Consider the following 24,392-nt stretch of genomic DNA (forward strand, 5'->3'; position numbering starts at 1 on the left):
CGTTTGGCGCGCTCGTACTGATACGCGTCCGGATAATTCTTGATGTCTTGCGCCAACATTTCCATGTTGATCTTGGTGGCAGGTTTGTTGCGGGTAGTCTTGGGATCGGGAGTTTTGATCCAACGCATCACGCTGGCGACCCCTACATCAAAACGCTTGGCCACTTGTACGATTGAGAGGTTCTCCTTCTCACGAACGGATAATACTTTACGGCGAAAATGATATCGGATAGGTCATCTGTAAATTATAATCAATTTATAGGAGACATGCTATATAAACCCTGAAAATGGATCGCCCAATCTGCGGTAAATGGTAGCTCTGTTGCCAAATTTTTCCATCCGCCGTCGTTAGCTTGAACACAACCGCATCCGAAGCCGTGTTCACATAACTGGTAGCCACTTCTAGATTGAAGCCCGGCCCAAGGCGCCAATTGGTTCCGAAGTGATAGAGAAACTGTCCTCAACGTTGCGACCGGGGCCAATATCTGCAACTACTCCAACAGATGAAAAGCTGCGGTCTAGCCATTGTGCCTGTCCGGTAGCCCCAAACGTGCGGCCTGCCTGGATTAAAGAACCTAACATGGTATCCATGGGATCAATGCTGCCAAGCAATACAGTATGTTCTCCTTGACCAAGATTATTGAAGAATAATTCCTACGCTTTGACCCGGGTTAGATCAAAAGTACCGGTCGATCCCCACGCCGCCATCGTCCAGCCTTTCCCGTTGGAATCTAGGGAAGAGCGGTAGGGAAACATATAATTGCCATCGTGCCTATAGTGGTGCAAATGCAAATACATACAATTTTAATTATTTAGTATCAGGAATATTAAGTAAGAAATTCGCATAATTTTTCTGCCATTCATATTACTTCGGCTTTCAAGTTTCTTTAAGATATTGGCATACTGGAATATAGTCTAGCCAAAGCTGCTTGGAGGTGATAAGTATCCTAATAAATTAAGAAAAGAAAAAAAGCTATTTAACTAGTTTTCATGAGGGGTAACACTTCCTAAACGTATGGAAGAACTAGGACGGCACAGGTTACCAATCAACCGAATCAAAACTAGATCATCTAATGGGCACAAATTAAGCACTGACTCGACAGATACTGACGCACTAATCCAGTACATACGGCATCTGCTGTGAAGTTATCAAGGGTCACTTTAGTTTATTCTTTTCATTTGTAAATTTACTAGGAATAGGTAATGCCCCCGTTTTTCTGTTTCGTGGGGGCACTTCAGAGTCTGTGTCTGTTACTTGCGTTAGATGTGTATAACTTACACGGTGCTAGTGTATCTCAATAATACGTGCTGCAGTCTTCTCGGGTAGAATTAAGGCTTGCTCGTTTTTTAATGGCGCTGATCCGAAGATTCTTGGCTTGGGGACAGAATTTACTCAACGCAAGTTTGTATTCTGCCTCAAAAACAGGTTTATTAAGTCTCAGAAAGTCTGAGAAATAGCCACACTCCTTGTATTGAAAACATTGCTCGCTCACCACGAAGTCAAATGTATTATAAATTCGCTCATCATGGGCCTGGTTGATGTCATTCTTGAGCCCAACCAGCATACCGCGTGCATGAACCTGTTCTGCAACCCAAAGATTGAAGTAGATTTGATCCTCATAGGTGAGCGGGAAGCCGGTCGACTCGTGAGCGCTTTTGTCATAGCCGTCTATGTTATCCGGCTCGATGGCATCACAACCCATACTGTGTGCACGATCGAAGCGCTTTGCCAAGATTTCAGCTAGCTTGGTATTAGTTTTGGATTTTACCGGGTTCACATCGCGGATATCCAGCCAGCGCTCATCAGGAAATCCTGAGTATTTACTGCCGAGAATACTCTTTGGAAAATCAGCCGCATCATCTCGCCAATCCTCCCAACTGCCGACATCGAGGTAACAGATAACCTTGTATCCTTTGCTATGCAGCATCTGGACAGCACCACTATGTTCGTTTTCGAACATATCAATATCGTAGATGTTGATGGTTGGATCAGGGTTTAGCTTGACTGGCACTGCGAGTTGCCAATCCCATTTCGGCGGTTGAACTGCCGGATTGGGGTCGAGGACCGGCGGCCAATCAGATCCCATCGCAGAATAGGGCGAGAGTGTCAGGAATGCGCTAAAAAATATTGCTACAAATCTGCAAATTTTTATAACAGATAAATATTTGTTCATAATGATATTTTCCTTTATATGTTGGAGGGTTAGGAATGGTGATTTGAATAGATAAGATTTCAATTGCTAAATTAAATTTATGTCAATTTAATTGACATATGTCATTTTTATAAATCACATACCCCTTGACAACTGTACTGCAGTACATCGTACTTAGGTACAACATAAAAATTGAATATAACGCTGAATATTATTAAAAATTTCGCTATCTAGATGTTTGGAACAAATCACCCATTTGACAGAAACAGTTCCTTATATCTCCGATATCGAAATTAATCCCAATCAAATACTGCATAACCTATTGGCATAGATTCCAAATGCTTCTAAAAAATTAAGGCTTAAGCAAGACAAGGTGAGAACAAAAATATTAAATCAGCATATACCTGATAGGTAAGGTAATATTTTTTGTAAACAACAAAGTATTGTGACGTAAAGGGATAAGCAGACAATCCGCGAAGCGGATGCTCGTAAATATGAATTTTTAGAGGTGCCCTTCAATCAATCCTTGAAACAATGAGGACCATTGTTACTTTGGATCGATAAGAAGATGGGCTGGCTAACGGTGTCAAGGAGGTAGCAAAGTCAATTGAAGAAGTTTTCTGATGACGCCATTTATTCCATTTCAATCAAAACTGACTTTGTCGGTTTCATGTTGCCGTATTATTGATACTGGTTGCAGCTCGCCTTCAAGTCATTTTTGATATAGAAATGGAACTAATTCTGCCGCTTAAATAGTCAAGAATCTATTAGGTTTGGTATTGCAGCAGGCCATTGGAATGATTGCCAGTTTGCTAACTTGTTAGTTGGCGGGATTTGTCAGGTTGACGACGTATTACGATTGCAGATTCGTTGGATTGGGAGAAAAGAGATTTATGATTCTAATTGGTAAAAATTACAGCAAGAATTAAAGCAATTTATTCAATATCTTATTCATATGGCTCAATTTATAGGCAGTTATTCTGCCCTTAGTGCATCGATTGGATTAAGTTTTGCCGCGTGCATAGCAGGAACGACGCCTGCCGCCAGACCAATCAGAATGGATACTGCTAATGCACCCATGACAAAATTCCAGGGAATATTAACAGGTAATCCGCTTATCGAAATTTGGAGCAGCTTGGCAAGTGCCGTGCCAATCACCAGTCCTGTTAGCCCACCAAGGGCTGAGAGGATCGTGGACTCCATCAGAAATAGTAGGCGGATACGGGCGCGGGTGGCACCCAGCGCATTGAGCAATCCAATTTCAGCCACACGTTCAGCAACAGAAATGTGCATCAATGTGACCATGCCGACGGCACCGACCAGTAGCGAAATACTCCCCAAGGCAGCGACAGCAAAGGTAAGCACTGTCAGTACGGTAGAGAGGGTAGAGAGCATTTGCTGCTGAGGTGTCAGGGTAAAATCCTCACGCCCATGCCGTTCGATGAGAATGCGCCGCACATCCTCCGTGACAGCTTGCAAGGATGCTTCCGGTGGATAGATGATTTGTATTTCCATTAAACCTTCCCGATTGAACACTTCTAGTGCGCGAGCAGTGGGAATAAACACGGTGTCGTCCAGATCGAATCCCAGTATTTGCCCTTTGGGCGCCATCACGCCAATGATGCGAAAGCGTGAGCCGCCTACCTGCAAAATGGCACCGAGCGGATTGGCATTACCAAATAGCTCGCTGTGTGCTTTTGCTCCGAGTACAGCAAACGCGCGTGGATTACGTGGGTCATCCGCGGGCAGAAACTGACCAATCGCCACGCTCATATTGAATGCCTTGTCAAAATCAGAGCTTTGTCCATAAATCGTTACACGCCGACTGCGTCCTTCCGCACGGATTTCAGCATTCCCCATCACAGTTGCATTGATATATTGAGCATAGCGAGAGTGCTTTAAAGCCAGTGCGTCTTCAATGGTCAATATGCGTGCACTACTGATGGCACCGACCGATCTACCGTGGGCCATACTTTTCCCAGGGGTGACCGTCAGAATGTTGGTGCCAAACTGGGTAAACTCAGCTAATACGAAACGCTGAATGCCTTCTCCTATTGAAGTGAGCAGGATAACAGCGGCAATACCAATGGCGATTCCTGAAGCTGACAAGAGTGTGCGCAGCCAATGGGCACTCAGAGCACGCAGGGCGAATTGCAATGTATCAAGTGTACTCATCGGCCGCTCAGTGCCTTGACAGGGTCCAGTCGTGCAGCGCGGGCGGCAGGAAGCAGGCCAGCAAGGATACCCGTGATCAGTGCAATGACGATACTGGCGAGGCTAGCCCAGACAGGCGGCCAGGCAGGCAATTGTGGATAAGCCAGACGTATCAATAAACTTCCCGCATGCCCCAACATAAACCCGAAGATGGCGCCAGTCAGTGATAACCAGGCAGCCTCAGTGAGAAATAAGCGGCGGATGTCACTCCCCGGAGCTCCGATGGCTTTGAGTAGTCCAATTTCATCAGTACGCTGACTGACCGCTACCAGCATTACATTCATGATTAGAATGCCCGCTACCGCTAGGCTGATCGCAGCAATGCCGGCTACACCGAGCGTCAGTGCGCGAAAGATGCGATCGAAAGTAGCGAGCACTGCATCCTGAGTAATAATGGAGACATCCTCCTCGCCATCATGGCGCTGAATCATGAGTTCTCGGATAGCTTGTTTAGCGGAGGAAATGTCATTACGATTCCTGACTTCGACCAGGATACGGAAGAGTGAGGTCGTATCTAATAATGCTTGCGCATGGTCGATCGGGATTATTACGATCTCATCTGAATTGAAACCCATTGTTTCTCCTTGCCTGGCAAGCACTCCTGATACGATGAACCGTCGATCGGCCAGCCGGACACGCTGGCCGATTGCATTGCCTTCAGGAAAAAATTCCTCAGCTAATTCTGCTCCCAGGATGATTTGCGCGCTGTATTGTGAGCCATGCGCCAAAAAACTCCCTTGCGCCAATTCCATGTGGCGGATGGGAAAGAGATCTGCGGTACTCCCGAGGATCGTAACATCGCGTAAACGGCCGACGGCAGCGAGCTCGGCGGTACCCACATTGAGTGGGGCATAGCGTCGAACTTGATGAAGCTGGCCAAGCCAGCGAGCATCTTCTAATGTCAGGTCGCGTGGCGTCTGCCCCATGGATGCACCCGGGAAGCTCCCTGCGGTTTCGGCGCGGCCAGGTAAAACGATGATCAGATTAGTACCGATGGATGAAAAACGATGAATCACAAAACGACGCGCGCCATCACCTAGTGCTGTCAGCACGACGACTGCAGCTACACCCAGCGCCATCGCTAGAATGATGAGGAATGAGCGAGTGGGGTAGCTTGTGACCGTTTTAAAGGAGAAGAGGAAGATATCCTGCAGCTTCATTGTTCATCTGCCACAATGAGACCATCGCGCATGGTAATCCGCCGTTGTGCCCGTAATCCTAGTTCACGATCATGTGTCACCACAATAAGGGTCGTGCCAGCATGATGCAACTCTTCCAGCAGCGCTACGACTTCGGCACCCGTTCGATGATCCAGGTTACCGGTTGGTTCATCTGCCAGCAAGGCAGTGGGGCGCAGAATGGTCGCGCGCGCAATAGCTACCCGCTGGCGCTGACCCCCGGATAATTCAGCCGGTCGGTGTTGAGCACGTTTGCTCAGATCAAAAGCATGCAGTGCTTTTTCTATCCGCATTTTGCGCTCAGCTGGTGGGATACCTGCCAAAATCAGTGGCAGCTCGATATTTTCCGCAGCAGTAAGACGAGGTACCAAGTGAAACGATTGAAAGATAAAGCCAATTTTTTCTCTGCGCACACGTGCCTGCTCAGTTTCAGTTAAATCAGTGACATCTCTACCATCGAGCTGGTAGCGCCCGCTATCAGGTCTGTCCAGTAAGCCGATGACATTGAGCAAAGTAGATTTGCCTGAGCCAGAAGTCCCCATGATGGATACATATTCACCCGAAGCAATCATCATATCAATGTGATCAAGCGCACGAATTTCCTGCTCACCCATATGGAAGATGCGGGTAATGGCTGTAAGTTGAATCATGATTGACTGGTTCTGGGTTTGACGATGACGCCGGCAGCAATGTCTTCGTTATCAAAGGATGTCAAGACTTGCTCACCTTCTTTCAAGCCGCTGATGATTTCCGTGAACGCCCAATTGGCCAGCCCCGTTTCTATGGTGCGCTCCTCAATGCGGTCATGCTGATCTAACACCAGCACTTTGCTCTGTTGTCGGATTGCTTGGGTCGGGATACGCAACACCTGTTCATGCCGATCAATAATAACTTCGACATCAGCGCTGTAGCCCACTAACAGAGCATAGTTTGAGCCTTCGGTAAAATTGACTTCAACATCAACAGTACGAGCCTGCTTTTCTATTTCAGTGACATAGGGCGCAATACGACGCACCGCACCCGCAAAAGTTTGACCAGGTAAGGCATCGAGTGTGATGCGTGCTTCTTGCCTGATTTTTATTTTAGGAGCATCTATTTCATCCATTGGTGCCGTGACATACAAGCAACTATCATCGATCAAATCAATCGCAGGAGGTGTAGGGATACCCGGAGGAGAAGGCATGGTGTATTCACCCAGTTCGCCTGTGACTTGTGCAATAATGCCCGCAAAGGGGGCATAGAGTATGGTGCGATCCAGATTGGCTTGAGTGACTTCGATCTGAGCTTGAGAACGTTTGACATCTGCTGCCGAGGCAGCACAGTTTGCCTGACGGGCTTGCGCATTGGCATCCGCTTCTTCAGCCCGTTGTGAACTGATAAACCCTTGCGCAACGAGTTGCTGGGTTCGGATTGATTCGCGTTTTGCATTGTCTGCCATAATGCAGGCTTCGCGTTGCCGGCTTTTGGCGGTGACCCATTGTTGTTTAGCCAATTCATGTTGTGCTACCAGATCAGCATTCCACAGCTTCAACAGGATATCCCCTTGCTTGACGCGATCACCTTCATCTACGGGGAGTTTGATAATTTGTCCTCCTACAGCAGGAGCTAGTTTGGCTCGACGGCAAGCTTTAACCGTGCCAGCACGCGTATTGACGACAGTGGCTTCCACTGTGCCGCGTGTAATGGTGGCAACTTCGACTTCCACCGGCGGTTTGCGTGTGAAATACCAGCCTGCATAACTCAGCAGGGCAGCTATGATGAGCAAGATGAGCCAACGAGACAATATTTTTGTTTTATGCATGATAGAAATGCCTCAGTCACTTCAATAGGCCAATATACTCATAGATTGTTATCAATTATTATGAGGTAAATTTATCATCGATTACGTCAGAATCGTTTTGCCTGATTATGCCACGCATAGACGGCGTAGATATGCTAGATTCTTAACCCCCGGAAATTTCGACTGCCAATAGCTTGGCAGCCGGCATGAGAGACTTTACATATTGTAATTGGGCAAAATTAATTTTGTTTCAGTAATCTCATTTTGTGCTCGTTATGGATGAGTGCAGGTGGACAATAGATGGGTTAATTTTTCGGCCCGGCATGTTATCCAAATCTAACCAGGTATCTAGATAGAATCAGATAAAGTTACCAATATGCAAATTATTACTTGAATTCAAGCAAGCATTATTTTGTCAAAACTAGGGAATAGCTATGAATAACGCAACAGAATCCAATTCCATTTCCATTGGGCGCACACCATTCATTTTATCGAGTGGTAAGCAGCCTGCAGGCATACGGGATACGCGGCCAATTGACTCTGATCATGGTGTGCTGGATCCCAAAACATTCCATGCAATAGAAGCGGATGCTTTATTTGATCAAATCAATCAAGCTGAAACGCAGATAGGGCAATCGATACTTTATCGCTCATTGGCTAGACCTACCCATGATGTGCAATTGCTCCAGAAAAAACAGGAAGCGTTACGCGAGCTAGCAGCTAATCCCGAACTATTTGCAGCACTTGATGGCTTCATCAAGAAAATGATGTCGGGGGAAGAATCTCTCTATTATCTTCTCTATGGAGAGTTTGCGGGTGGATTGACTACAGATAATCCCAAAAATAAGACAGGAAAACTGGAATTTGGTGGCTATGGCTATCATCAGTTTATTGATGGAACTGAATTTGCGGTTAGTCTGGTTGAAGAAGCGGATTCGCTGCCACCCGTGCAAAGTACGTATTTTCAGGAAATGATTCAAGCCATTCGTGATTTTGGTAATTCCCGAATTTACGCTTTAATGCATGGCCCAATTTATGTGATCGACGGTAAATTTAAAACCAGGGAAGAGAAACCGGCTTACTTGCCTGTTCCCCGCTTTCGACCCTCTGTGTTCAAATGGCTGCCTATACTGATTTTTTTAGCCATTGTTAGTGGCTTGCTTTATTTCTTTCAAAACATGCTGGTTGAGTTAGGGGCCAATTATATTGGCTATGGCATGCTGATCCTTGCCATACCGATCATTCCCATTATCATGCAGGCTGTCAGTTCTTCCGACCGGGATTCCGTGATTTATCCTTTGCAAAGACTTTTCCGGCAAAGTCCTGATTTGGCTAAAGCAATGGAAGCGCTTGGCATGATTGATGAATTGCTGTCTTTGCACCGCTATGCTCAGTCTATCAATGGGGAAAGGGTATTGCCTGAAATCATCGAAGTAGGGCAACACACGCTTACTGTTATGGATGCCAAAAATCCATTGCTTGCCAGAATGCAACCAGACTATATTCCTAATGATATTCAATTGGATGCAGCCAACCGCTTGCTGATTATCACGGGGCCGAATAGCGGTGGAAAAACCGCTTATTGCAAAACTGTCGTGCAGATTCAACTGTTAGCACAAACGGGAGGCTATATCCCCGCAACGGCTGGGCGGTTAGTGCCAGCAGAGCATATTTTTTATCAAGTACCTGAGCCAGGACGCTTGGAGGAAGGGATGGGGCGTTTTGCTCACGAGCTGAAACAAACCCGCGAAATTTTTTTCCATTCGACTGCTCTCAGCCTGGTCGTGCTTGATGAGCTGGCAGAAGGGACTACCTTTGAAGAAAAAATGACGCTCTCCGAGTATGTACTCAAGGGCTTTTATAAGCTCGGCGCAACGACCATACTGGTGACTCATAACCACGAGTTATGTGAACGTTTACAAAGCGAGGGCATCGGCAGCTATTTACAAGTCGAATTTTTACCAGAAGGCCCAACTCACCGCTTGATCGCAGGGATATCGCGGGAGAGTCATGCTGATCGTGTAGCGAGTGCTATCGGTTTCAGTAAAGAAGATGTAGAAAAGCATCTTGCGGCACTAGAAGATTCAGCTGTATCCGAGAAGGATTAACAGTAGGGCGCCTCTCAAAATTCAGAGTTATAAACAAGACAAAGCGAGAACAAAAAATGTTGATGGAACATATAGCTGATAGGTAAGGAAAAATTTTTTGTGAATAACGAAGTATTGTGACCGAATATCAATTTTTAGAGGTGCCTTATATAAATATGACACAGAAAACTATCCTACTGTACTACGATCTATATGCTTAGGTTTCCTTTGCGACACGGTTTATTTTCAAAACGTGATGACTTTAAATTCTGTATCGCCAACAGCTTGTTAGTTGCGGGATGTACGCTGGTGGCAGGCATTGCAGTTTATAGTCTAATGAGACCCGAAATTGAATCTGCACTTAGCAGAAGCATCGAAATCACATTGAAGAATAAAGTACATTTTTTTGAGAACCAGATTGAAGCAGGATGGGCAGAAACAAGTGCATTGGCAACCCATCCCCTCCTGGTTGAGGTTTTGCAGCAACTTAATGCAGAGCCAGATAGTGATCACGCCATGCGTGGTCTGAAACAAAAAATGGATTCCTTACACCTGGCAGGTATTACAGCAGCGACTGTATTCAATATTAATGGCAATGAAGTAATGCAAAAGGGTTCTCTCTCCCAAAATCAAACCGAGAAATTTCCGATGCATGCTCACCATGACTTGTCTCTGGCATGGGATGATAATGAGCTTATTCTGCATGTTAAAAGAGATGTGCTGGACCACTACGAGCTTCCTATCGGAAGCATCACAACGGAAAAAAGACTGCCGCAGTTAACAAGCTATCTCAGAGAAATCAATGAAATCGGTAAAAGCGCTGAGCTCATATTGTGCGAAATGCTAGAAGTAGCGGGGCAGGAAATGGTATGTCTCTTGAGTAATGCTGATTTTATTAAATTCGAGCGGATGCCACGTAACATCAAAGAGACAAAATCGCTTATGAGTTACGCGCTGGATGGGAAATCAGGCATGGTTACCACAAGTGGATACCATCACACACCCGTAGTGGCATCATTTACTCCGGTGAGCTCGCTTGGTATGGCGCTGGTACTGGATAAGGAAGAGTTTTGCAGCGCGATGAGTGAGCAGGAAAAAATCATCGCAGTGTTTCTTTTTGTGCTAATAATTACAGGATTACTACTATTGTTCTGGCTGGTATTGCCACTAATGCGCAAATTGGCCCTTTCCGAGAAAAAAGCACAGGAACGTTTGAAGGAATGCCAATGTCTGCATGGAATTCGTCGCGATATGGACCGTAATTTGCAAGAGGAAGAGTTTTACCAAAAAGTCATCGTGCGTTTGATAAAGGCAATGCAGTTTCCAGAAATCACCTCTGTCATGATCAAACTTGGCGATAAGCAATTTGTTTCTGATCGATATAATAAGAATTTAATGCATAGGCTGCAAGCTCAGATCCTAGTCAATGGTAATGCTTATGGATGGTTATATGTCATTTATAGTGAAGAACAGCCCTTCTGGCTACCGGAAGAACAAGATTTGATCGATACGATCGCAAGGGATCTGGGAAGATGGATTGAGCAGAAGCAGACAAAGCAACGCATTACCCAGATGGCGACCCACGATGGACTAACCGGCCTGCCTAACCGCTATTTATTACACGACCGCATTAGACAGGTACTGGCTCATGACCGCCGTACACATGAACAGGCAGCGGTGTTATTTGTTGATTTGGATCGATTCAAGAGCATTAACGATTCGCAGGGGCATGCAATAGGTGATTTGCTGTTACAGGAAGTAGCAGCAAGGCTAGCTGCAATTATACGTAGCGCTGATACGGTGGCGCGTCATGGCGGAGATGAATTTATCATACTTTTGCAAAACATCAAAGATAGCCAGGAAGTGAAAGTGGTGGCACAAAAAATATTAAATGAATTGGCCCAGCCGTTCTATATTTATGGGAAGGAATTGCATATCGGCGGCAGTATTGGTATTGCTCTCTTCCCGCATGATGGAGATGATGTGGAGACACTGCTGAGGAATAGTGATATTGCGATGTATCATGCCAAAAAGAGTGGGCGCAATAGGTACTGGTTCTCTTCTCCCGAAATAAATCCAAAATAGTAGAGAATGGCCCAGTAGAGTTGGGCTAGTTATTCCATTTCCAAAATGACGCGAAGGTGAACAGCAGTCGTATTAATACGACAAGGGAAGCCGACAAAGTTAGTTTTGATTTGGAAATGGAATTACGCCAGTACTGATGGGTCAGTATTCGATAAGTTTTTAGTTTCTTCTGGATTTCATTCCCCGCAGCTTGCTGCGGGGATGCTTTATTTTGCACATAATCACTCCCGATCGATTCTACATTAGAAAACGCAACGGAGAGTTTTATTATTGTATCCTGCTGATAATTGCCTAATTTCACCATAAAAGTTTGTGTTGCTGTGGATTAGCTTAATGCTATGGTGGTCATATTGTACAAGTCGTTGTGTAAAACCTGAGAAAATAGCCAGAATGGTTTTAAGTTTTATTTTTCAAGCGGTCTTGATGACCCACTCATTTAAGTCACGCTTGACCTATGGGAACATAGGGTAAATAGTTCTTTGAAATTTTTTGTTTTTCTTGGGTTTCATTTGTTGTCGTAGTTGAGCTTGCTTATGAGTTTGAACCTGTTGTTTTGCTTGAAAGTTATCTTGCTGAATACTACTCTCACTGGCAATAATGTTTGAAGAGTTAGCGCCACTGGCAGAGACATTTATTGAATTTGCTGATACATGTCCGGAGGTACCAAATACAATAAGGATGATTACAAATATTGTTTTATTATTAAACATATTCATTTTATTTCTCCTTAGAAATATTTAACTATTCCTAGTCTCATCAAAATATTTACATAACTCCTTATCTGTTTACTGATCGTATATGGCATTTCCAACAATAAAAATAAGCGCATACCTTAATTTTCTATAAGGAAACTCTTTAAAAAGTAAATAAGGGAAATTTTTCTTTATATATTCGAGGATGAGGAATAGTGATTGGGTTAGATAAGGTTTCAATTCCTAAATTAAATATATGTCAATTTATTTGACATATGACATTTTTATAAATCACCTATCCTTTGCCAATCGTACTTCGGTACACTATACAAACTGAACATAATGTTGAACAAAGTTCTTTAGATGGCGCTATTTAAATGTTCAAAACATCCAGATACCAACAGCAGGCCAAATCTTGCCTGTTACCTTGGAAATTGCCAGTCATCAATAGATAATTCTTGATCAGATCGTAGAGGGTAGTGCAGCTGAATTGGATATCGGGCTTTCCGTCGTAATCAACTATGCTTCCTTCTGCTTATTGATTGGTAATCTGGTTAGAATGAAAAAAGTGGCAATTGCCTGAAACTGATCGCCTTCTATGGAAATAGAAGTAAACATCCATTGAGATGGATGCTGAAAAAATTGGCGAATAAAATAAGCTTGGATACTGGTATTCGCTTTGTTTGGGAATGGGATTTTGGAAAAAGCTGATTGGAAGATGCCCATGAGCAGGGTATTCCTTTATGATGCAGAGATTCTAGTCTTACAAGAGCATCGAATTAAAACCTAGCCGTAACCATGGAGGCATACAACGGTAGTATGTGCCGATGAAACCGTCCCGCTACAATTCGGGGAAAGGGTAGGGCGCAGGTTGGCCCGGCGCACGCATAACGGCTTGCTGTAGAGGTAGAGCGAGTTCGAGGAGGAATAGCGTACTCCTTCCCCATCCGATTCCGGCGTTCTCTGTTTGTCATTTCTCCTGACATTCAAAGCCTGAACCATCCTCCCGGGTTGGAGTTTTATCCAGTGGTATTTTCCCTCGTTGCAGGCAGGAATATATCATTTCAAAAGTAGCAAGAATGAAGCAGTATTAATCTGCTTTTCCATTCCAATGGTTGATATGCCTTGTAAAAGGCGTTATCCCATTACCACATCAAAAATGACGCAAAAACGAACCGCAGACAGTATAAAAAATAATACGGCAAGGTAAAGTGGACAAAGTCAGCCTTGATTTAGAAATGGAATTACAGCAAAACAAGTGCTTCATCGGTTCAGTACTCTAAATAACAAGTTCTTTATTGTAATTTTATCTCTAGGACAGCCAACTTTGCTGGCGAAATAGCTCTCAGTCAAACATCTCCCACTTAACAACAGTTTCTTCACATGAGGGAAGTTATGATCATTTCTAGTGTATGATAAAGAAAGTGAGGGGGTGAAGCATGAAGTTACATTACTCTTCATTTAAAAATTTGAAAGGAAAAATTTTTTATTCCTTTCTTTTCATTGTTGTCCTGTGTTTTTCATTTCAAGCTCATTCAACCGAGACGCATAAAAGGATCGTGGAAAGCTTGGAGCCCCACAGCATTACGATCATTGGTGAAAGCCCTCAGCTATCTGAATCTATCCAATTCTTCCAGGAATTAATATCCAGCTATCTACAGCAAGGTAAATGCTTGGCTGTTGCGTTGGAAATTGTCAGCAGTCAACAAGTCATTCTTGATCAGATTGTAGAGGGTAGAGCAACTAAATCAGATATCAAGCTACCTCCTATGATCGATCATACTCCCTATCGCTCATTAATTAATGATCTGGTTAGAATGAAAAGGAGAGGTAATTGCCTGAAACTAATCGCCATCGATGGAGAAGGGCTAAACGTCAATCAGGACAAATGGATAGCCGGCAGGTTGGCAAAGCAAATAAGCCAGGCACCGGTATTGGCATTATTGGGGAATCTTCACACGCTAAAAAAAATTGGTTGGAATTCGCCCATGGGCAAGGCATTCCCTTATGTTGCAGAGATACTGGTGTCAAAAGGGTACCGAATTAAAACCTATCCACAAATCTGGCTGGATAAAACCTGTCACACTCAAAATCGACTCGTTTCTTCTTATGAGCAGAAGACAGTCAGTTTGCTCAATCACAGCTTAGTTTCTCTACTTAATGCTGCTAAATATGAGACAGTAAATGATGTCGTTGATGGCGTAATCCTTTGGGAGTGTGGTTAAGAAATGCAAGCTTCGTAGTAATTTTGCTAAACCCTACTATTTGTAGGAGCGGAACTAGAATGAGAATACCAGCGGGCTATTACGCCCATACTTCCTGAGTCTCAGGAAAAATCCGGAGGAAGCTGCGGGACACAGCTCTTTTCCATGAGAGGGTAGTGCCGCGCCCTAATGTATGGCTCAGATTCAGCCCTCGTTCAGTTTGTGCGTGCCGGTTCGATATGCGGAAAAAAACGACCACTGGATTACGCTTGAGCTCTCGTTCTCACCAACCGGGGCCAACGGTTGCGTATCTAAGGATAATCCTGAGGCTCTCTCTCGGCAACGACATAGATCCTCGGGTTGTTGCTTCTTGTGGCAAATAAAACCGGAATTATCATCCAGGATTAGGGTGTTTCTGGTGTTCTTTTCTCTACTCCATCATCGGCCAGAATTCATCAGTAAGCATCAATCGAAACATCACAAAGTTGTTTTGTTGATGGCATGAAAGTTTCTCAATATTACGAGTTTGCTTGTATTTACTAGATGTTTACCTTAAAACTTAGGAGACTCGAATTAAATATGATTTGATTTCCGACGTGAAAAGGTCTCAATAAATATTTACTGAATTTCATCCGTCAATCAAAATGTCGGGGCAGTCTTTTTGATCAACCGTTAAAAGGAGTGATAAATGATTCGGTATTTAACTGTTCTGCTGTTTTTGACATTCTCTCTTCCACTATTTGCTGAGAAGAAACCTCCTTATGAATATTATCATTTAGGGAATCAGGTGGATATTACCTCGACAACCCAACCAGGGATAGTGTTAATGGATGGTGGTACCGATGTAGACGCAGCTTTCCAGTGGATGTGTGAATTGAGTGGCAATGGAGACTTTCTGGTAATCCGCGCAACTGGAACAGATGCCTATAACCCGTATATTCAGCAGCTATGCCCAAATAGTAACTCAGTTGCAACGCTCATTATTCCAACTATTGAAGCTGCCAATGATGAATTTGCTATTAATACTATCAATCAGGCTGAAGCGGTATGGATCGCAGGTGGGGATCAATCCTACTATACCAATTATTGGAAGGGAACGCCTGTGCAAGAAGCTCTTAATGATCGCATATTACAAGGTATTCCAATTGGGGGGACTAGTGCAGGGCTGAATGTTCTTACTCAGTTTATTTATTCTGCACTTCTTAGCAAGGGCGTGACGTCTAGTCAAGCGCTTGCCGATCCTTTCAGCAAGTACATTACTCTTGACCGTGATTTAGTAAATATACCGATTCTTCAAGGAATAATTGGTGATGCACACCTGATAACTCGGGACCGCATGGGTCGTGATATCGCTTTTTTATGTTGTATCTACGAAAACGGATGGTCTGATCAGCCTCGTAGTATTTCGATTGATGAAGAAACAGCGCTACTTATTGATGCTCACGGTAGCGGTACAGTAGTGGGTAAAAGCAACGTATATTTTCTGCAAGCGCTTGGTGCACCAGAAGTTTGTAAAGCAGGAAATCCGTTAACTTATAAAGATATTAACGTATATCGAATCAATGCAGCGGGCGGCAAATATCAATTATGGAACTGGCATGGAATGGGTGGTAGTGAATATCTTGTTTCTGCAGTAGAGGGAGTGTTAATTTCAGACCAAGATAATTTCTCACCCTACTAGCGAGTATGGTGGACGTCTGTTGCCCCGGCCCTGCCCGTCGGAATTTCCAGGGTAGGTGGGGCGCAAACTGCCTCTGGCACGTGCATAGTCGGCCGCCGCGGGACAGTTGCAGTGCGGGCATGGGAATAGCCATCCCGTGTGCACTCGATGGTCCTAGGACGGACGATAGAGCAGATCTCGTCCTGCTTAAGCCCAATGCCACTTCGCTTGAGCTCTCGTACTCATCAACCGGGATCATCGTTCGTATAAATAGTGATACTCCACAGGGGTTTTTCTTGGCAAGTAAAGACTGAATCATTTTTACTTGAGGAGAGAGGTGAAAATCTCTATATTGGAAAGTTAATTTTAGCGGAATATATTTATAAATAACCCCTGTGTTACTTGGACGGAGGGAGAATATGAGTTTAATAAATTGCGATCATAAAATGATTCAACAGCTAGAAGCTGAAGCTGTATATGGGACGCTGGATTCTTTTTATCAGACTATCCTGACTATCGCGCAGTACAAAAAACTTATTCTGATCGGCGAAGCCACACATGGCACGATGGAATTTTATCGCATCCGCGCGGAGGTTACCAAAAAACTGATCGAGCAGGGTCTGTGCGGCGCTGTTGCAGTCGAAGCTGATTGGCCGGACGCGTACCGAGTCCATCGTTATGTCTGCAATCGTTCCGATGACAAGGAAGGCCAGGAAGCGTTGTTGGATTTCGAGCGTTTTCCGTCCTGGATGTGGCGCAATACGGAAGTCTTGGATTTTATCGAATGGCTGCGTGGCTTCAATAGATCTGAGAAATTTGATTCTCCGTGCGGCTTCTACGGTATGGATCTTTACAGCTTGAATGCTTCGATCCAGGCTGTTATCACCTATCTCGATCAAGTCGACCCAATCGCTGGAAAAGCCGCGCGTGAGCGTTACGCCTGTTTTGGTCAATTCAACAATGATCCGCAATCCTATGGTCTGGCGACGGCTTCAGGCGTTCTCGACCACTGTGAAGAAGAAGCCGTTCAGCAGCTTATGGAAATACAACAGAAAGCGCGGCTTTATCTGGAACGAGACGGCATGTTCGCAGGTGATGATTATTTCTCGGCTCAGCAGAACGCTGAAATCGTGCGTAAGGCCGAAGAATATTATCGCGCTATGTATCGCGGTCATCCTAATACCTGGAATCTGCGAGACTGGCATATGTTTATGACCCTGGAAAAGCTGGAGAATTATCTGGGCCTGAAGGCCAAGCGTGACATGCGCATCGTCGTCTGGGCGCATAATTCGCATCTTGGCAATGCGGCAGCCACGGAAATGGCCCAACGTGGCGAAGTTAATATCGGCCAATTAGCCAAGGAAAAATATGGTGATGAGTGCCTGAATATCGGTTTTTCAACGGCACGCGGAACTGTTACAGCAGCTTCAGACTGGGATGGGCCGCTGGAAACAAAAACAGTGCGTGAGCCCTTGCCCGGCAGTTATGAAAAGTTATTCACAAGTCTAAAAATCAGAGAATTCGTTCTCGATCTGCACAAGCCTGAAATCGCAAATGCCTTGAAAGAAGAACGGCTGCAACGTGCTATCGGCGTGATTTACCGCCCGGAGACAGAACGCTGGAGCCATTACTTTCAGGCCGAACTACCCAGGCAATTTGATTTCATGATTCATATCGATGAAACGCATGCACTTGAAGCCTTGCCCACCTTTTCACACGAACGACCAGGCGAATTGGATGAAACTTACCCTTACGGATTGTAAGAAAATTTAAACGCTCTATATATTCAACAATTTGAAAAAGGCTAAACAGGGAATTTAGAAACCGTCTTAAAATAATTTGACGATTGGTCATATAGTTGAAGCATTATCCCAACCATTTTGAGTAAGTTATGATAAAGTGAGGCTGTGGTTGGGTTCGGGATAGCATCCCGGAATTTGTCTTTCATCTCTCTCGCGTCGAATAGCGGCGCGACCCTTGAATTTAAGTTAGGACCAAGCTGATAAATCTATCGAATTTCTTGCTAAGTATTTATTGGTTAGTGTGTCAATGTATGTTTTATCGTAAGGAACTCTTAGCTGAGGTAGCATTCCTATAAATAATTCTTATTGATTATAAGAAGGATAATTTGAATTTCATTGATTGATAAGGAGGAGTTATGGCAAAAGCAAATCCCATTCAAGTACAAAAGTATTTGTCAGGCATGGATTATCCGGCAGATAAAGACGAAATTATAGACCACGCCAAAGACCAAGGTGCAGATAATGATGTAGTGCAAATACTCCAACAATTACCAGAGCGAGACTACAAAACCGCAGCTGATGTTAGTAAGGCTATTGGTCAAATTGAATAATTGTTTAATTACCCAAACTCATAATCACTGGTGAGATACAGCAGCAAATCCGCTTGCATGCAGCTCAGCTCTTTTGTAAGCGTAGCCTTGCCGGTAAATGCGCTTAAGACCAAATAGCGCTGTCCTGATCAGCAAATGCGTATCGCTGCAGACATGGGGCAGGGGCACGGTAATGCTGCTGTCGCAATTTTTCTGCCGCACTGCTTATATAACTAGCAACGGATTCGCTGAGCTCAGGCAAGCTATAAACAAGCTGACCAAACAAGCGAGAAGAAATCATCTGTTTCTTGGGCACTGACACTTCTTCCAATGCCAAGCATGATACGCCGCGTAACTCATCGCCTAAGCGTTCCATCACTACCCCGAACCTGGCATGTAACCAAGAGGGTTGAGTGTCGCGTAACGCTTTCACAGTTGTAATCCCAGTTGCATTCAGATGTTGGCTCAATTGTCGTCCGATACTCCATACCTCACCTACTTCGATATTAGATAACCAAGCTTCGAATTGTTTATGTGGCATGGTTGAGAAATCTCACACACCATTAGAAGTGGGTTGTTTCTTGGCAATATGATTTGCTAGCTTTGCCAGCGTTTTGGTAGCGCCAAACCCTGCACATACCGGCAAACTTGTCCACTGGCGTATACGATGACGTATTTTATGGCTAATGCCCATGGGTATCGGCCAGAGGTTTGCCAAGCCATGCAGACCGAGAAAACATTCGTCAATGGAATAGACTTCAACATGTGGGCTGAAATCACGAAGAATCGCCATCACCCGATCTGACATATCGCCGTAAAGGGTATAAGTTGGATGAAAGCGCAACAATGCCATGCTGTTTTGCTAAATCTTTGAGCCGGAACCATGGCGTGCCCATTTTGACACCGAGTACTTTGGCCTCATTGGAACGAGCAACCGCACAGCCGTTATTATTGGAGAGCGCCACCACTGGCCGATTGATCAGGTTCGGATTGAAGGCACACTCACAGCTGACATAAAAATTATTCACGTCCACCAGAGAGCAAACATCGGCTGACTGATAGTAACGCTGTTTGAGGACATGATGAGTACTTTAGTACATAATGAGACCGACAGTATAAAGCACTTATTCAGCGGATAATAATGACGATATGCGTGGACGTTTAGCCTGGGCTTATCCACGTGCCAACCTGATCAAGCGATATCATGCGGAACGATGCCCGGGATCGAGCCGCGCAATAACATGGCGCCTTCAACCGTAAAGTGGATCAAAATTTAATTGCCGTTGACAACAGCGTTACCTACCCACTGCAGAAATCGCTGCTGCCCTACCAGTAAATGCTTTTTTTGCTTCCTTGATAACAACTCGTCCTGCATTCAAGCTTTAATTTTAGGCTTATGTATGCTTGCGTACAGATAAAGCCCGCTTCGAAGCGTACGCTAAAGTACTTCTTCGTTTTATAGAACCGGAGATAAAGAGCCCAAACACATTATGGGTGTTTTTAAAACTTCCTAAATAAGAGGGCATTATGCCTTTGAATAAAGAAAAGGATGAGGGCACCGCGTAAAGATTAACCCAACCACGGTGCGGCTGCATATTGATTATTTTTAAGGGCACTTTTGATAGTTTTAATACACGTATTTTGAGCAGCGGAGGATTTATATTTATGAAAGCAGTTGTATTTCACAGCATTGGTGACATCCGGCTCGAAGAGGTGCCGGATCCGAAGATTGAAGAGCCGACAGATGCGATTGTGCGTTTAACGACCAGCGCGATTTGCGGCACGGATCTGCATTTTATTCGCGGCACTTTTTCAGGAATGCAGCCGGGCACTATCTTAGGTCATGAGGGCGTCGGTATCATCGAAGAACTCGGTGTGGATGTGCGCAATTTGAGCGTTGGTGACCGCGTCGTCATTCCTTCGACTATAGCCTGCGGTTACTGCTCATACTGCCGCGCCGGCTATTACGCACAGTGCGACAACGCCAACCCGAACGGTAAGACCGCCGGGACAGCGTTTTTCGGCGGACCACCGGCAGCGGGCAGTTTTCACGGTTTACAGGCTGAAAAGGCGAGAATTCCCTTCGCCAATGTCGGGCTGGTTAAACTGCCGCCTCAGGTAAGTGATGAGCAAGCCATTTTGCTTTCTGACATTTTCCCTACCGGCTATTTCGGCGCAGAACTGGCAGAAATTGAAGACGGAGATACGGTTGCGGTGTTCGGCTGCGGTCCGGTCGGACAATTCGCCATCGCCAGCGCAAAATTAATGGGTGCAGGAAGGATTTTCGCTGTCGACCGTGAGCCGTCACGCCTCGAAATGGCCCGCACGCAGGGTGCGGAAGTCATCAATTTTGACGAGGAGCATCCGGTCGAAACGATCCAACGATTGACGGGCGGAATCGGCGTTGATCGCGCCATCGACGCGGTCGGTGTGGACGCGGTGACGGCGCACGAAGGGCCGGCAGCCGAAGAAGCTGCTCAAAATAAAGAGCAGTTTGACGAGCAGCAATCGCAGGTCGCGCCCGAAACGAACCCACAAGGCGAGAATTGGATTCCCGGTGACGCTCCTTCCCAAGCTCTGATGTGGGCACTTGAAGCGTTGTGTAAAGCCGGGACACTCTCAATCATCGGCGTTTACCCGCCCGAGATGCAGAGTTTTCCGATCGGAAAAGCGATGAACAAAAACCTGACCATAAAGATGGGCAACTGCCATCACCGCAAATACATTCCGATGCTCGTTGATATGGTCAAAGCTGGCGAGATCGACCCTGCGGGAATTTTAACGCAAATCGTGCCGATGACAAATGTGATTGACGCTTATAAAGCTTTCGATACGCGCCAACCCGGCTGGGTCAAGGTCGAACTCAAACCTGAGGCGAGTCAAAAAGGGGCTTAAAGCTAAAGCAAAATACTCGTTCGACTGTTTTGACCAAAAAACAAGGAAGAAATATGGCAAGAACTGCGGCGGATATTCTGGTTGAAAGACTGGCTGATTGGGGTGTGGAAGTAATCTATTTGGGCTTCCCGGCGACGGCATTAACGGGAGAATAGAATCTTTGCGCACGAGGCAAGAGCAAATTCGCTTTGTTCAAGTCAGGCATGAAGAAGCCGCCGCGTTTATGGCTTGCAGTTATGCCTAAATCCACAGGAAAACTCGGCGTCTGCCTTGCCACGTCAGGTCCCGGAGCAGTGTATCTTTTGAACGGGCTTTACGATGCGAAAAGCGATACCGTACCGGTTCTCGCCATCACCGGACATACTTATCACGACTTGATCGGAACGCATTACCAGCAGGATATAAATGTACGAGCGTTGTACGCGGACGTTGCGCTTTATAACCAGCAAATTACGGACGCGCAGCATGTCACTACTGTTACCGACATGGCTTGCCGGCTGGCTTTGGCCGAACGAGGTGTCGCGCACATCAATTTTCCGATTGATTTGCAGGAAGCTGCTTTAAAAGACGACGTTCCTCCGATGATGAAAACACAGGAGCACACTTCTGCCGTTTGGATGAAAGCCGTTCTGGCTCCTTCATCAGACGAGATAAAACGCGCGGCTTCGGTTCTGAATGAAGGGGGCAAAACTGCGATTGTGTGCGGGCAGGGCGCATTGGACTGCGGCGAACTCATCGAAGAAAGCGCCGAAAAATTAGCTGCTCCTATCGCGAAAGCTTTGCTCGGCAAAGCCGTTGTTCCGGATGATTCGCCGTGTACGACCGGCGGGATTGGTCTGTTAGGTATATTACCGTCTGAGCTGGCAATGGAAGAATGCGATTCGCTTTTAATCATCGGTTCGAATATGCCGTATGTGAATTATTATCCGAAAGCCGGACAAGCTAGAGCCGTCCAGATTGATTCCGACCCATCTCATTTGGGTTGGCGCTACGAAATCGAAGTTGGTTTGGTAGGTGACGCCCGCGCTACGCTAAAAGCTCTTTTGCCGCTGATTGAAAGAAAGAATGATCACTTGTTATGTCAATGAAGTGGTGATAGTAGTTGTACCATCATTAGTAACGCGTTAGACCATAGGTTGGGAAATCGTGAAAATATTACTTGCAGAACCCGAACGTGAGCAGTCCCAAGGGGAAGAGATCGCCAACAGCATCAGCCACGGTATAGGATTGGTCTCAGCACTTGTGGCCACTCCATTTCTTATTATGCATGCAGTGCAGCACCCAGATACGAAATTCATCACCGGTGCGAGCCTCTTCATGGCAACGATGGTGCTGCTTTATCTTGCTTCTACTCTCTATCATGCCCTGCCGAGAGGCAAGGCCAAGCGTGTGTTTAAGATTATCGAACACTGCGCGATCTTTCTCCTTATCGCCGGTACTTACACGCCGTTCACGCTTGGCGTGCTTCATGGCGCGTGGGGCTGGACGCTTTTGGGGATCGTCTGGAGTCTTGCTGCAATTGGGGTGGCACTGAAGGTGTCTGATAAGATGCACAACCCCATCATTTCAACCAGTCTTTATCTGCTTATGGGATGGCTCATTTTGATCGCAATTTATCCGTTGTATACCCGCATACCTGTATCCGGTCTACTATGGCTAGTTGCAGGAGGCATTGCCTACACTGTTGGCGTGTTCTTTTTCGTGACCGATTCTCGCTTTCGGTATGGCCATTTCCTCTGGCATTTATTTGTAATGGTGGGTACTGCATGCCATTACTTTGCGGTGCTCTGGTATGCGACCTCCTAACACAGTGTTGTGATCAAATAGTAGAGTGAGCAGATGCATCTGCTGCTTTTTCACGGTTGTAAGGGGGCGATAGCGTGGAGCTTATCCCGTTTAAGCCCAACTCTACTTGGCTTGAGCTCTCAATCCCACCAGCTGGGCCACTGACCATGTATCTAGTGATGATTTTGTAACGGCATAGACCTCTGCTCGACGGCTTGTCGTCATTCGCAGGTGTTGCGTGACCGGACTGGTGAGCTTATTCTTTAGCCTTATACATAAAGGTAAGGAGATTTTTATGTTAGAGAGAATCAATCTTGGTAAATCCGCTCCAGCACTTTATCAGGCAGTCATGGGCCTTGAGAAGCTATCAGCTGAAGCCGTTGCTTCTGCAAACATCCCGATTGGCTTTGCACATCTGTTGCGCCTTCGTGCATCCCAACTCAACCAGTGCGCGTATTGTGTCAGGATGCACACTCGAGATGCCCTATCCAGCGGCGAGTCAAGCGACCGTATAAGTGTCTTGCCAGCTTGGCGGGAAACTGAGTATTTTACCGAAAAGGAACGCTCATCATTGGCACTGGTAGAAGCAATTACCTTGATCTCTGACGGGCAAGTGCCAGATGTCGTCTATGAGCAAGCACTGGCCAATCTGTCAAAAGATGAAGTATCGGCTATCGAGTGGCTGTCGGTAGTCATCAATGCTTGGAATCGCATTGCCATTTCAAGCCGTTATCCTGTGAAGGCGTGAGCATGGCTGATGCTTCATTCAAGCCGAAGCCGTTGCTCGGTTCGGCTCAGTTCAGGCGTTGAGCATGGCAATTTCAACAACTGCAATAATCAAAATCTTGCTGATAAGAGATATACGATGAACCATTGTCAATAAAACCGGCGAAATCAGGCTGTCTGAAAACTACAGATCGCACTGGAGTCATCTAAGCTCATAGGCGGTTAATGATGCCGAGGCACCAGATTACGGTTTCCATGATGTTTACGCACAGCCGGAGGTAGTGAAGGCATTTCTTGAAACCGACCAATTTCCAAAGGTACAGTCTTAATATAGCATGTCTCCTATAAATTGATTATAATTTACAGATGACCTATCCGATATCATTTCGCCATAAAGTATTATCCGTTCGTGAGAAGGAGAACCTCTCAATCGTGCAAGTGGCCAAGCGTTTTGATGTAGGGGTCGCCAGCGTGATGCGTTGGATCAAAACTCCCGATCCCAAGACCACCCGCAACAAACCTGCCACCAAGATCAACATGGAAATGTTGGCGCAGGACATCAAGAATTATCCGGACGCGTATCAGTACGAGCGCGCCAAACG

Annotated in this window: 25 protein-coding genes; 12 read left to right on the plus strand and 13 right to left on the minus strand. The window is 45.5% G+C overall.

The window, feature by feature from the left end; translation table 11 throughout:
* The 7 genes from BM283_RS20630 to BM283_RS13065 all read right to left on the minus strand — a co-directional run.
* Positions 1–164, minus strand: a 164-nt coding sequence (locus BM283_RS20630; RefSeq protein ID WP_368086438.1) for an IS630 transposase-related protein, incomplete at its 3' end; no start/stop codon positions are given.
* A gap of 237 nt (positions 165–401) precedes the next feature.
* Positions 402–611, minus strand: coding sequence for a hypothetical protein (locus tag BM283_RS13040; protein ID WP_090693808.1), 210 nt, complete (start codon positions 609–611; stop codon positions 402–404).
* A gap of 683 nt (positions 612–1,294) precedes the next feature.
* On the minus strand, positions 1,295–2,173 hold the full coding sequence (locus tag BM283_RS13045) for an endo alpha-1,4 polygalactosaminidase (RefSeq protein WP_090693811.1): 879 nt from the start codon (positions 2,171–2,173) through the stop codon (positions 1,295–1,297).
* Positions 2,174–3,127: 954 nt separating this feature from the next.
* Positions 3,128–4,327, minus strand: coding sequence for an ABC transporter permease (locus tag BM283_RS13050; protein ID WP_090693813.1), 1,200 nt, complete (start codon positions 4,325–4,327; stop codon positions 3,128–3,130).
* Positions 4,324–5,526, minus strand: a complete 1,203-nt coding sequence (locus BM283_RS13055; protein WP_090693816.1) for an ABC transporter permease — start codon at positions 5,524–5,526, stop codon at positions 4,324–4,326. Before BM283_RS13055 ends, BM283_RS13050 begins: the two co-directional genes overlap by 4 nt.
* Positions 5,523–6,194, minus strand: a complete 672-nt coding sequence (locus BM283_RS13060) for an ABC transporter ATP-binding protein (protein WP_046848948.1) — start codon at positions 6,192–6,194, stop codon at positions 5,523–5,525. The genes BM283_RS13055 and BM283_RS13060 overlap by 4 nt, the downstream gene beginning before the upstream one ends.
* Positions 6,191–7,345, minus strand: a complete 1,155-nt coding sequence (locus tag BM283_RS13065; RefSeq protein ID WP_090693819.1) for an efflux RND transporter periplasmic adaptor subunit — start codon at positions 7,343–7,345, stop codon at positions 6,191–6,193. Before BM283_RS13065 ends, BM283_RS13060 begins: the two co-directional genes overlap by 4 nt.
* Positions 7,346–7,758: 413 nt before the next feature.
* Between BM283_RS13065 and BM283_RS13070 the strand changes: the two genes are divergently transcribed.
* Together BM283_RS13070 and BM283_RS13075 are read left to right on the plus strand one after the other, a co-directional pair.
* A complete protein-coding gene (locus BM283_RS13070; RefSeq protein ID WP_090693822.1) occupies positions 7,759–9,432 on the plus strand; it encodes a MutS-related protein in 1,674 nt (557 codons plus the stop codon).
* Positions 9,433–9,747: 315 nt separating this feature from the next.
* Positions 9,748–11,496: a sensor domain-containing diguanylate cyclase gene (locus BM283_RS13075; RefSeq protein ID WP_175492141.1), complete on the plus strand. Its 1,749-nt coding sequence runs from the start codon at positions 9,748–9,750 to the stop codon at positions 11,494–11,496.
* 452 nt (positions 11,497–11,948) lie between these two features.
* Here the strand turns inward: BM283_RS13075 and BM283_RS13085 are convergent, their stop codons facing one another.
* Together BM283_RS13085 and BM283_RS18215 are read right to left on the minus strand one after the other, a co-directional pair.
* On the minus strand, positions 11,949–12,212 hold the full coding sequence (locus BM283_RS13085; RefSeq protein WP_090693828.1) for a hypothetical protein: 264 nt from the start codon (positions 12,210–12,212) through the stop codon (positions 11,949–11,951).
* Positions 12,213–12,967: 755 nt separating this feature from the next.
* A complete protein-coding gene (locus BM283_RS18215) occupies positions 12,968–13,162 on the minus strand; it encodes a hypothetical protein (protein ID WP_139225283.1) in 195 nt (64 codons plus the stop codon).
* 465 nt (positions 13,163–13,627) lie between these two features.
* On the opposite strand from BM283_RS18215, the gene BM283_RS13095 reads away from it, so the two are divergent.
* From BM283_RS13095 to BM283_RS13110, 4 genes are all read left to right on the plus strand, one after another.
* A complete protein-coding gene (locus BM283_RS13095) occupies positions 13,628–14,413 on the plus strand; it encodes a RuvC family protein (RefSeq protein WP_090693834.1) in 786 nt (261 codons plus the stop codon).
* A 667-nt stretch (positions 14,414–15,080) separates the two neighbouring features.
* Entirely contained in the window at positions 15,081–16,073 is a 993-nt protein-coding gene (locus BM283_RS13100; RefSeq protein WP_090693835.1) for a cyanophycinase, read from the plus strand.
* A 398-nt stretch (positions 16,074–16,471) separates the two neighbouring features.
* The gene (locus BM283_RS13105) at positions 16,472–17,815 is read left to right on the plus strand and encodes an erythromycin esterase family protein (protein ID WP_090693838.1); all 1,344 of its coding nucleotides are present in this window, start codon (positions 16,472–16,474) and stop codon (positions 17,813–17,815) included.
* Between the two features lie 395 nt (positions 17,816–18,210).
* Complete coding sequence (locus BM283_RS13110; protein ID WP_046850159.1) at positions 18,211–18,405, plus strand: DUF2795 domain-containing protein; 195 nt, start codon at positions 18,211–18,213, stop codon at positions 18,403–18,405.
* A gap of 24 nt (positions 18,406–18,429) precedes the next feature.
* Here BM283_RS13110 and BM283_RS20635 read toward each other — a convergent pair whose 3' ends face one another.
* From BM283_RS20635 to BM283_RS20085, 4 genes are read right to left on the minus strand one after another with little or no spacing between them, the layout of a single operon-like run.
* Positions 18,430–18,573, minus strand: coding sequence for a hypothetical protein (locus BM283_RS20635; RefSeq protein ID WP_368086437.1), 144 nt, complete (start codon positions 18,571–18,573; stop codon positions 18,430–18,432).
* On the minus strand, positions 18,509–18,925 hold the full coding sequence (locus BM283_RS20075; RefSeq protein ID WP_254776362.1) for a DNA polymerase Y subunit UmuC family protein: 417 nt from the start codon (positions 18,923–18,925) through the stop codon (positions 18,509–18,511). The genes BM283_RS20635 and BM283_RS20075 overlap by 65 nt, the downstream gene beginning before the upstream one ends.
* A gap of 12 nt (positions 18,926–18,937) precedes the next feature.
* On the minus strand, positions 18,938–19,237 hold the full coding sequence (locus BM283_RS20080; RefSeq protein ID WP_254776363.1) for a Y-family DNA polymerase: 300 nt from the start codon (positions 19,235–19,237) through the stop codon (positions 18,938–18,940).
* Positions 19,161–19,412, minus strand: coding sequence for a Y-family DNA polymerase (locus tag BM283_RS20085; RefSeq protein ID WP_254776364.1), 252 nt, complete (start codon positions 19,410–19,412; stop codon positions 19,161–19,163). Before BM283_RS20085 ends, BM283_RS20080 begins: the two co-directional genes overlap by 77 nt.
* A gap of 637 nt (positions 19,413–20,049) precedes the next feature.
* Here BM283_RS20085 and BM283_RS13120 point away from each other — a divergent pair.
* The 6 genes from BM283_RS13120 to BM283_RS13145 form a co-directional block, all read left to right on the plus strand.
* Entirely contained in the window at positions 20,050–21,279 is a 1,230-nt protein-coding gene (locus BM283_RS13120) for a zinc-dependent alcohol dehydrogenase (protein WP_090693841.1), read from the plus strand.
* Positions 21,280–21,439: 160 nt separating this feature from the next.
* Positions 21,440–21,523 (plus strand): hypothetical protein, encoded by an 84-nt coding sequence (locus BM283_RS20640; protein ID WP_368086439.1) that lies wholly within the window; start codon positions 21,440–21,442, stop codon positions 21,521–21,523.
* Entirely contained in the window at positions 21,516–22,367 is an 852-nt protein-coding gene (locus BM283_RS13130) for a thiamine pyrophosphate-binding protein (protein ID WP_175492142.1), read from the plus strand. The genes BM283_RS20640 and BM283_RS13130 overlap by 8 nt, the downstream gene beginning before the upstream one ends.
* Before the next feature lie 58 nt (positions 22,368–22,425).
* Entirely contained in the window at positions 22,426–23,085 is a 660-nt protein-coding gene (locus BM283_RS13135) for a PAQR family membrane homeostasis protein TrhA (protein ID WP_090693847.1), read from the plus strand.
* 274 nt (positions 23,086–23,359) lie between these two features.
* A complete protein-coding gene (locus BM283_RS13140) occupies positions 23,360–23,812 on the plus strand; it encodes a carboxymuconolactone decarboxylase family protein (protein ID WP_090693849.1) in 453 nt (150 codons plus the stop codon).
* A gap of 344 nt (positions 23,813–24,156) precedes the next feature.
* The coding region (locus tag BM283_RS13145; RefSeq protein WP_090693852.1) for an IS630 transposase-related protein at positions 24,157–24,392 on the plus strand (236 nt) is incomplete at its 3' end.

The organism is Nitrosomonas sp. Nm34 (assembly GCF_900113925.1).
GTDB lineage: Bacteria > Pseudomonadota > Gammaproteobacteria > Burkholderiales > Nitrosomonadaceae > Nitrosomonas.

What these genes read in the sequence shown, in the direction of transcription:
- BM283_RS20080 (WP_254776363.1), bottom strand. Translation starts at nt 19,237, where the DNA reads ATGGCATTGTTGCGCTTTCATCCAACTTATACCCTTTACGGCGATATG.
- BM283_RS13095 (WP_090693834.1), top strand. Translation starts at nt 13,628, where the DNA reads ATGAAGTTACATTACTCTTCATTTAAAAATTTGAAAGGAAAAATTTTT.
- BM283_RS13065 (WP_090693819.1), bottom strand. Translation starts at nt 7,345, where the DNA reads ATGCATAAAACAAAAATATTGTCTCGTTGGCTCATCTTGCTCATCATA.
- BM283_RS13100 (WP_090693835.1), top strand. Translation starts at nt 15,081, where the DNA reads ATGATTCGGTATTTAACTGTTCTGCTGTTTTTGACATTCTCTCTTCCA.
- BM283_RS13055 (WP_090693816.1), bottom strand. Translation starts at nt 5,526, where the DNA reads ATGAAGCTGCAGGATATCTTCCTCTTCTCCTTTAAAACGGTCACAAGC.
- BM283_RS13050 (WP_090693813.1), bottom strand. Translation starts at nt 4,327, where the DNA reads ATGAGTACACTTGATACATTGCAATTCGCCCTGCGTGCTCTGAGTGCC.
- BM283_RS13130 (WP_175492142.1), top strand. Translation starts at nt 21,516, where the DNA reads ATGCCTAAATCCACAGGAAAACTCGGCGTCTGCCTTGCCACGTCAGGT.
- BM283_RS13110 (WP_046850159.1), top strand. Translation starts at nt 18,211, where the DNA reads ATGGCAAAAGCAAATCCCATTCAAGTACAAAAGTATTTGTCAGGCATG.
- BM283_RS13045 (WP_090693811.1), bottom strand. Translation starts at nt 2,173, where the DNA reads ATGAACAAATATTTATCTGTTATAAAAATTTGCAGATTTGTAGCAATA.
- BM283_RS13140 (WP_090693849.1), top strand. Translation starts at nt 23,360, where the DNA reads ATGTTAGAGAGAATCAATCTTGGTAAATCCGCTCCAGCACTTTATCAG.
- BM283_RS18215 (WP_139225283.1), bottom strand. Translation starts at nt 13,162, where the DNA reads ATGACAAACAGAGAACGCCGGAATCGGATGGGGAAGGAGTACGCTATT.
- BM283_RS13070 (WP_090693822.1), top strand. Translation starts at nt 7,759, where the DNA reads ATGAATAACGCAACAGAATCCAATTCCATTTCCATTGGGCGCACACCA.
- BM283_RS13060 (WP_046848948.1), bottom strand. Translation starts at nt 6,194, where the DNA reads ATGATTCAACTTACAGCCATTACCCGCATCTTCCATATGGGTGAGCAG.
- BM283_RS13120 (WP_090693841.1), top strand. Translation starts at nt 20,050, where the DNA reads ATGAAAGCAGTTGTATTTCACAGCATTGGTGACATCCGGCTCGAAGAG.
- BM283_RS13085 (WP_090693828.1), bottom strand. Translation starts at nt 12,212, where the DNA reads ATGAATATGTTTAATAATAAAACAATATTTGTAATCATCCTTATTGTA.
- BM283_RS13105 (WP_090693838.1), top strand. Translation starts at nt 16,472, where the DNA reads ATGAGTTTAATAAATTGCGATCATAAAATGATTCAACAGCTAGAAGCT.
- BM283_RS13075 (WP_175492141.1), top strand. Translation starts at nt 9,748, where the DNA reads ATGAGACCCGAAATTGAATCTGCACTTAGCAGAAGCATCGAAATCACA.
- BM283_RS20075 (WP_254776362.1), bottom strand. Translation starts at nt 18,925, where the DNA reads ATGCCACATAAACAATTCGAAGCTTGGTTATCTAATATCGAAGTAGGT.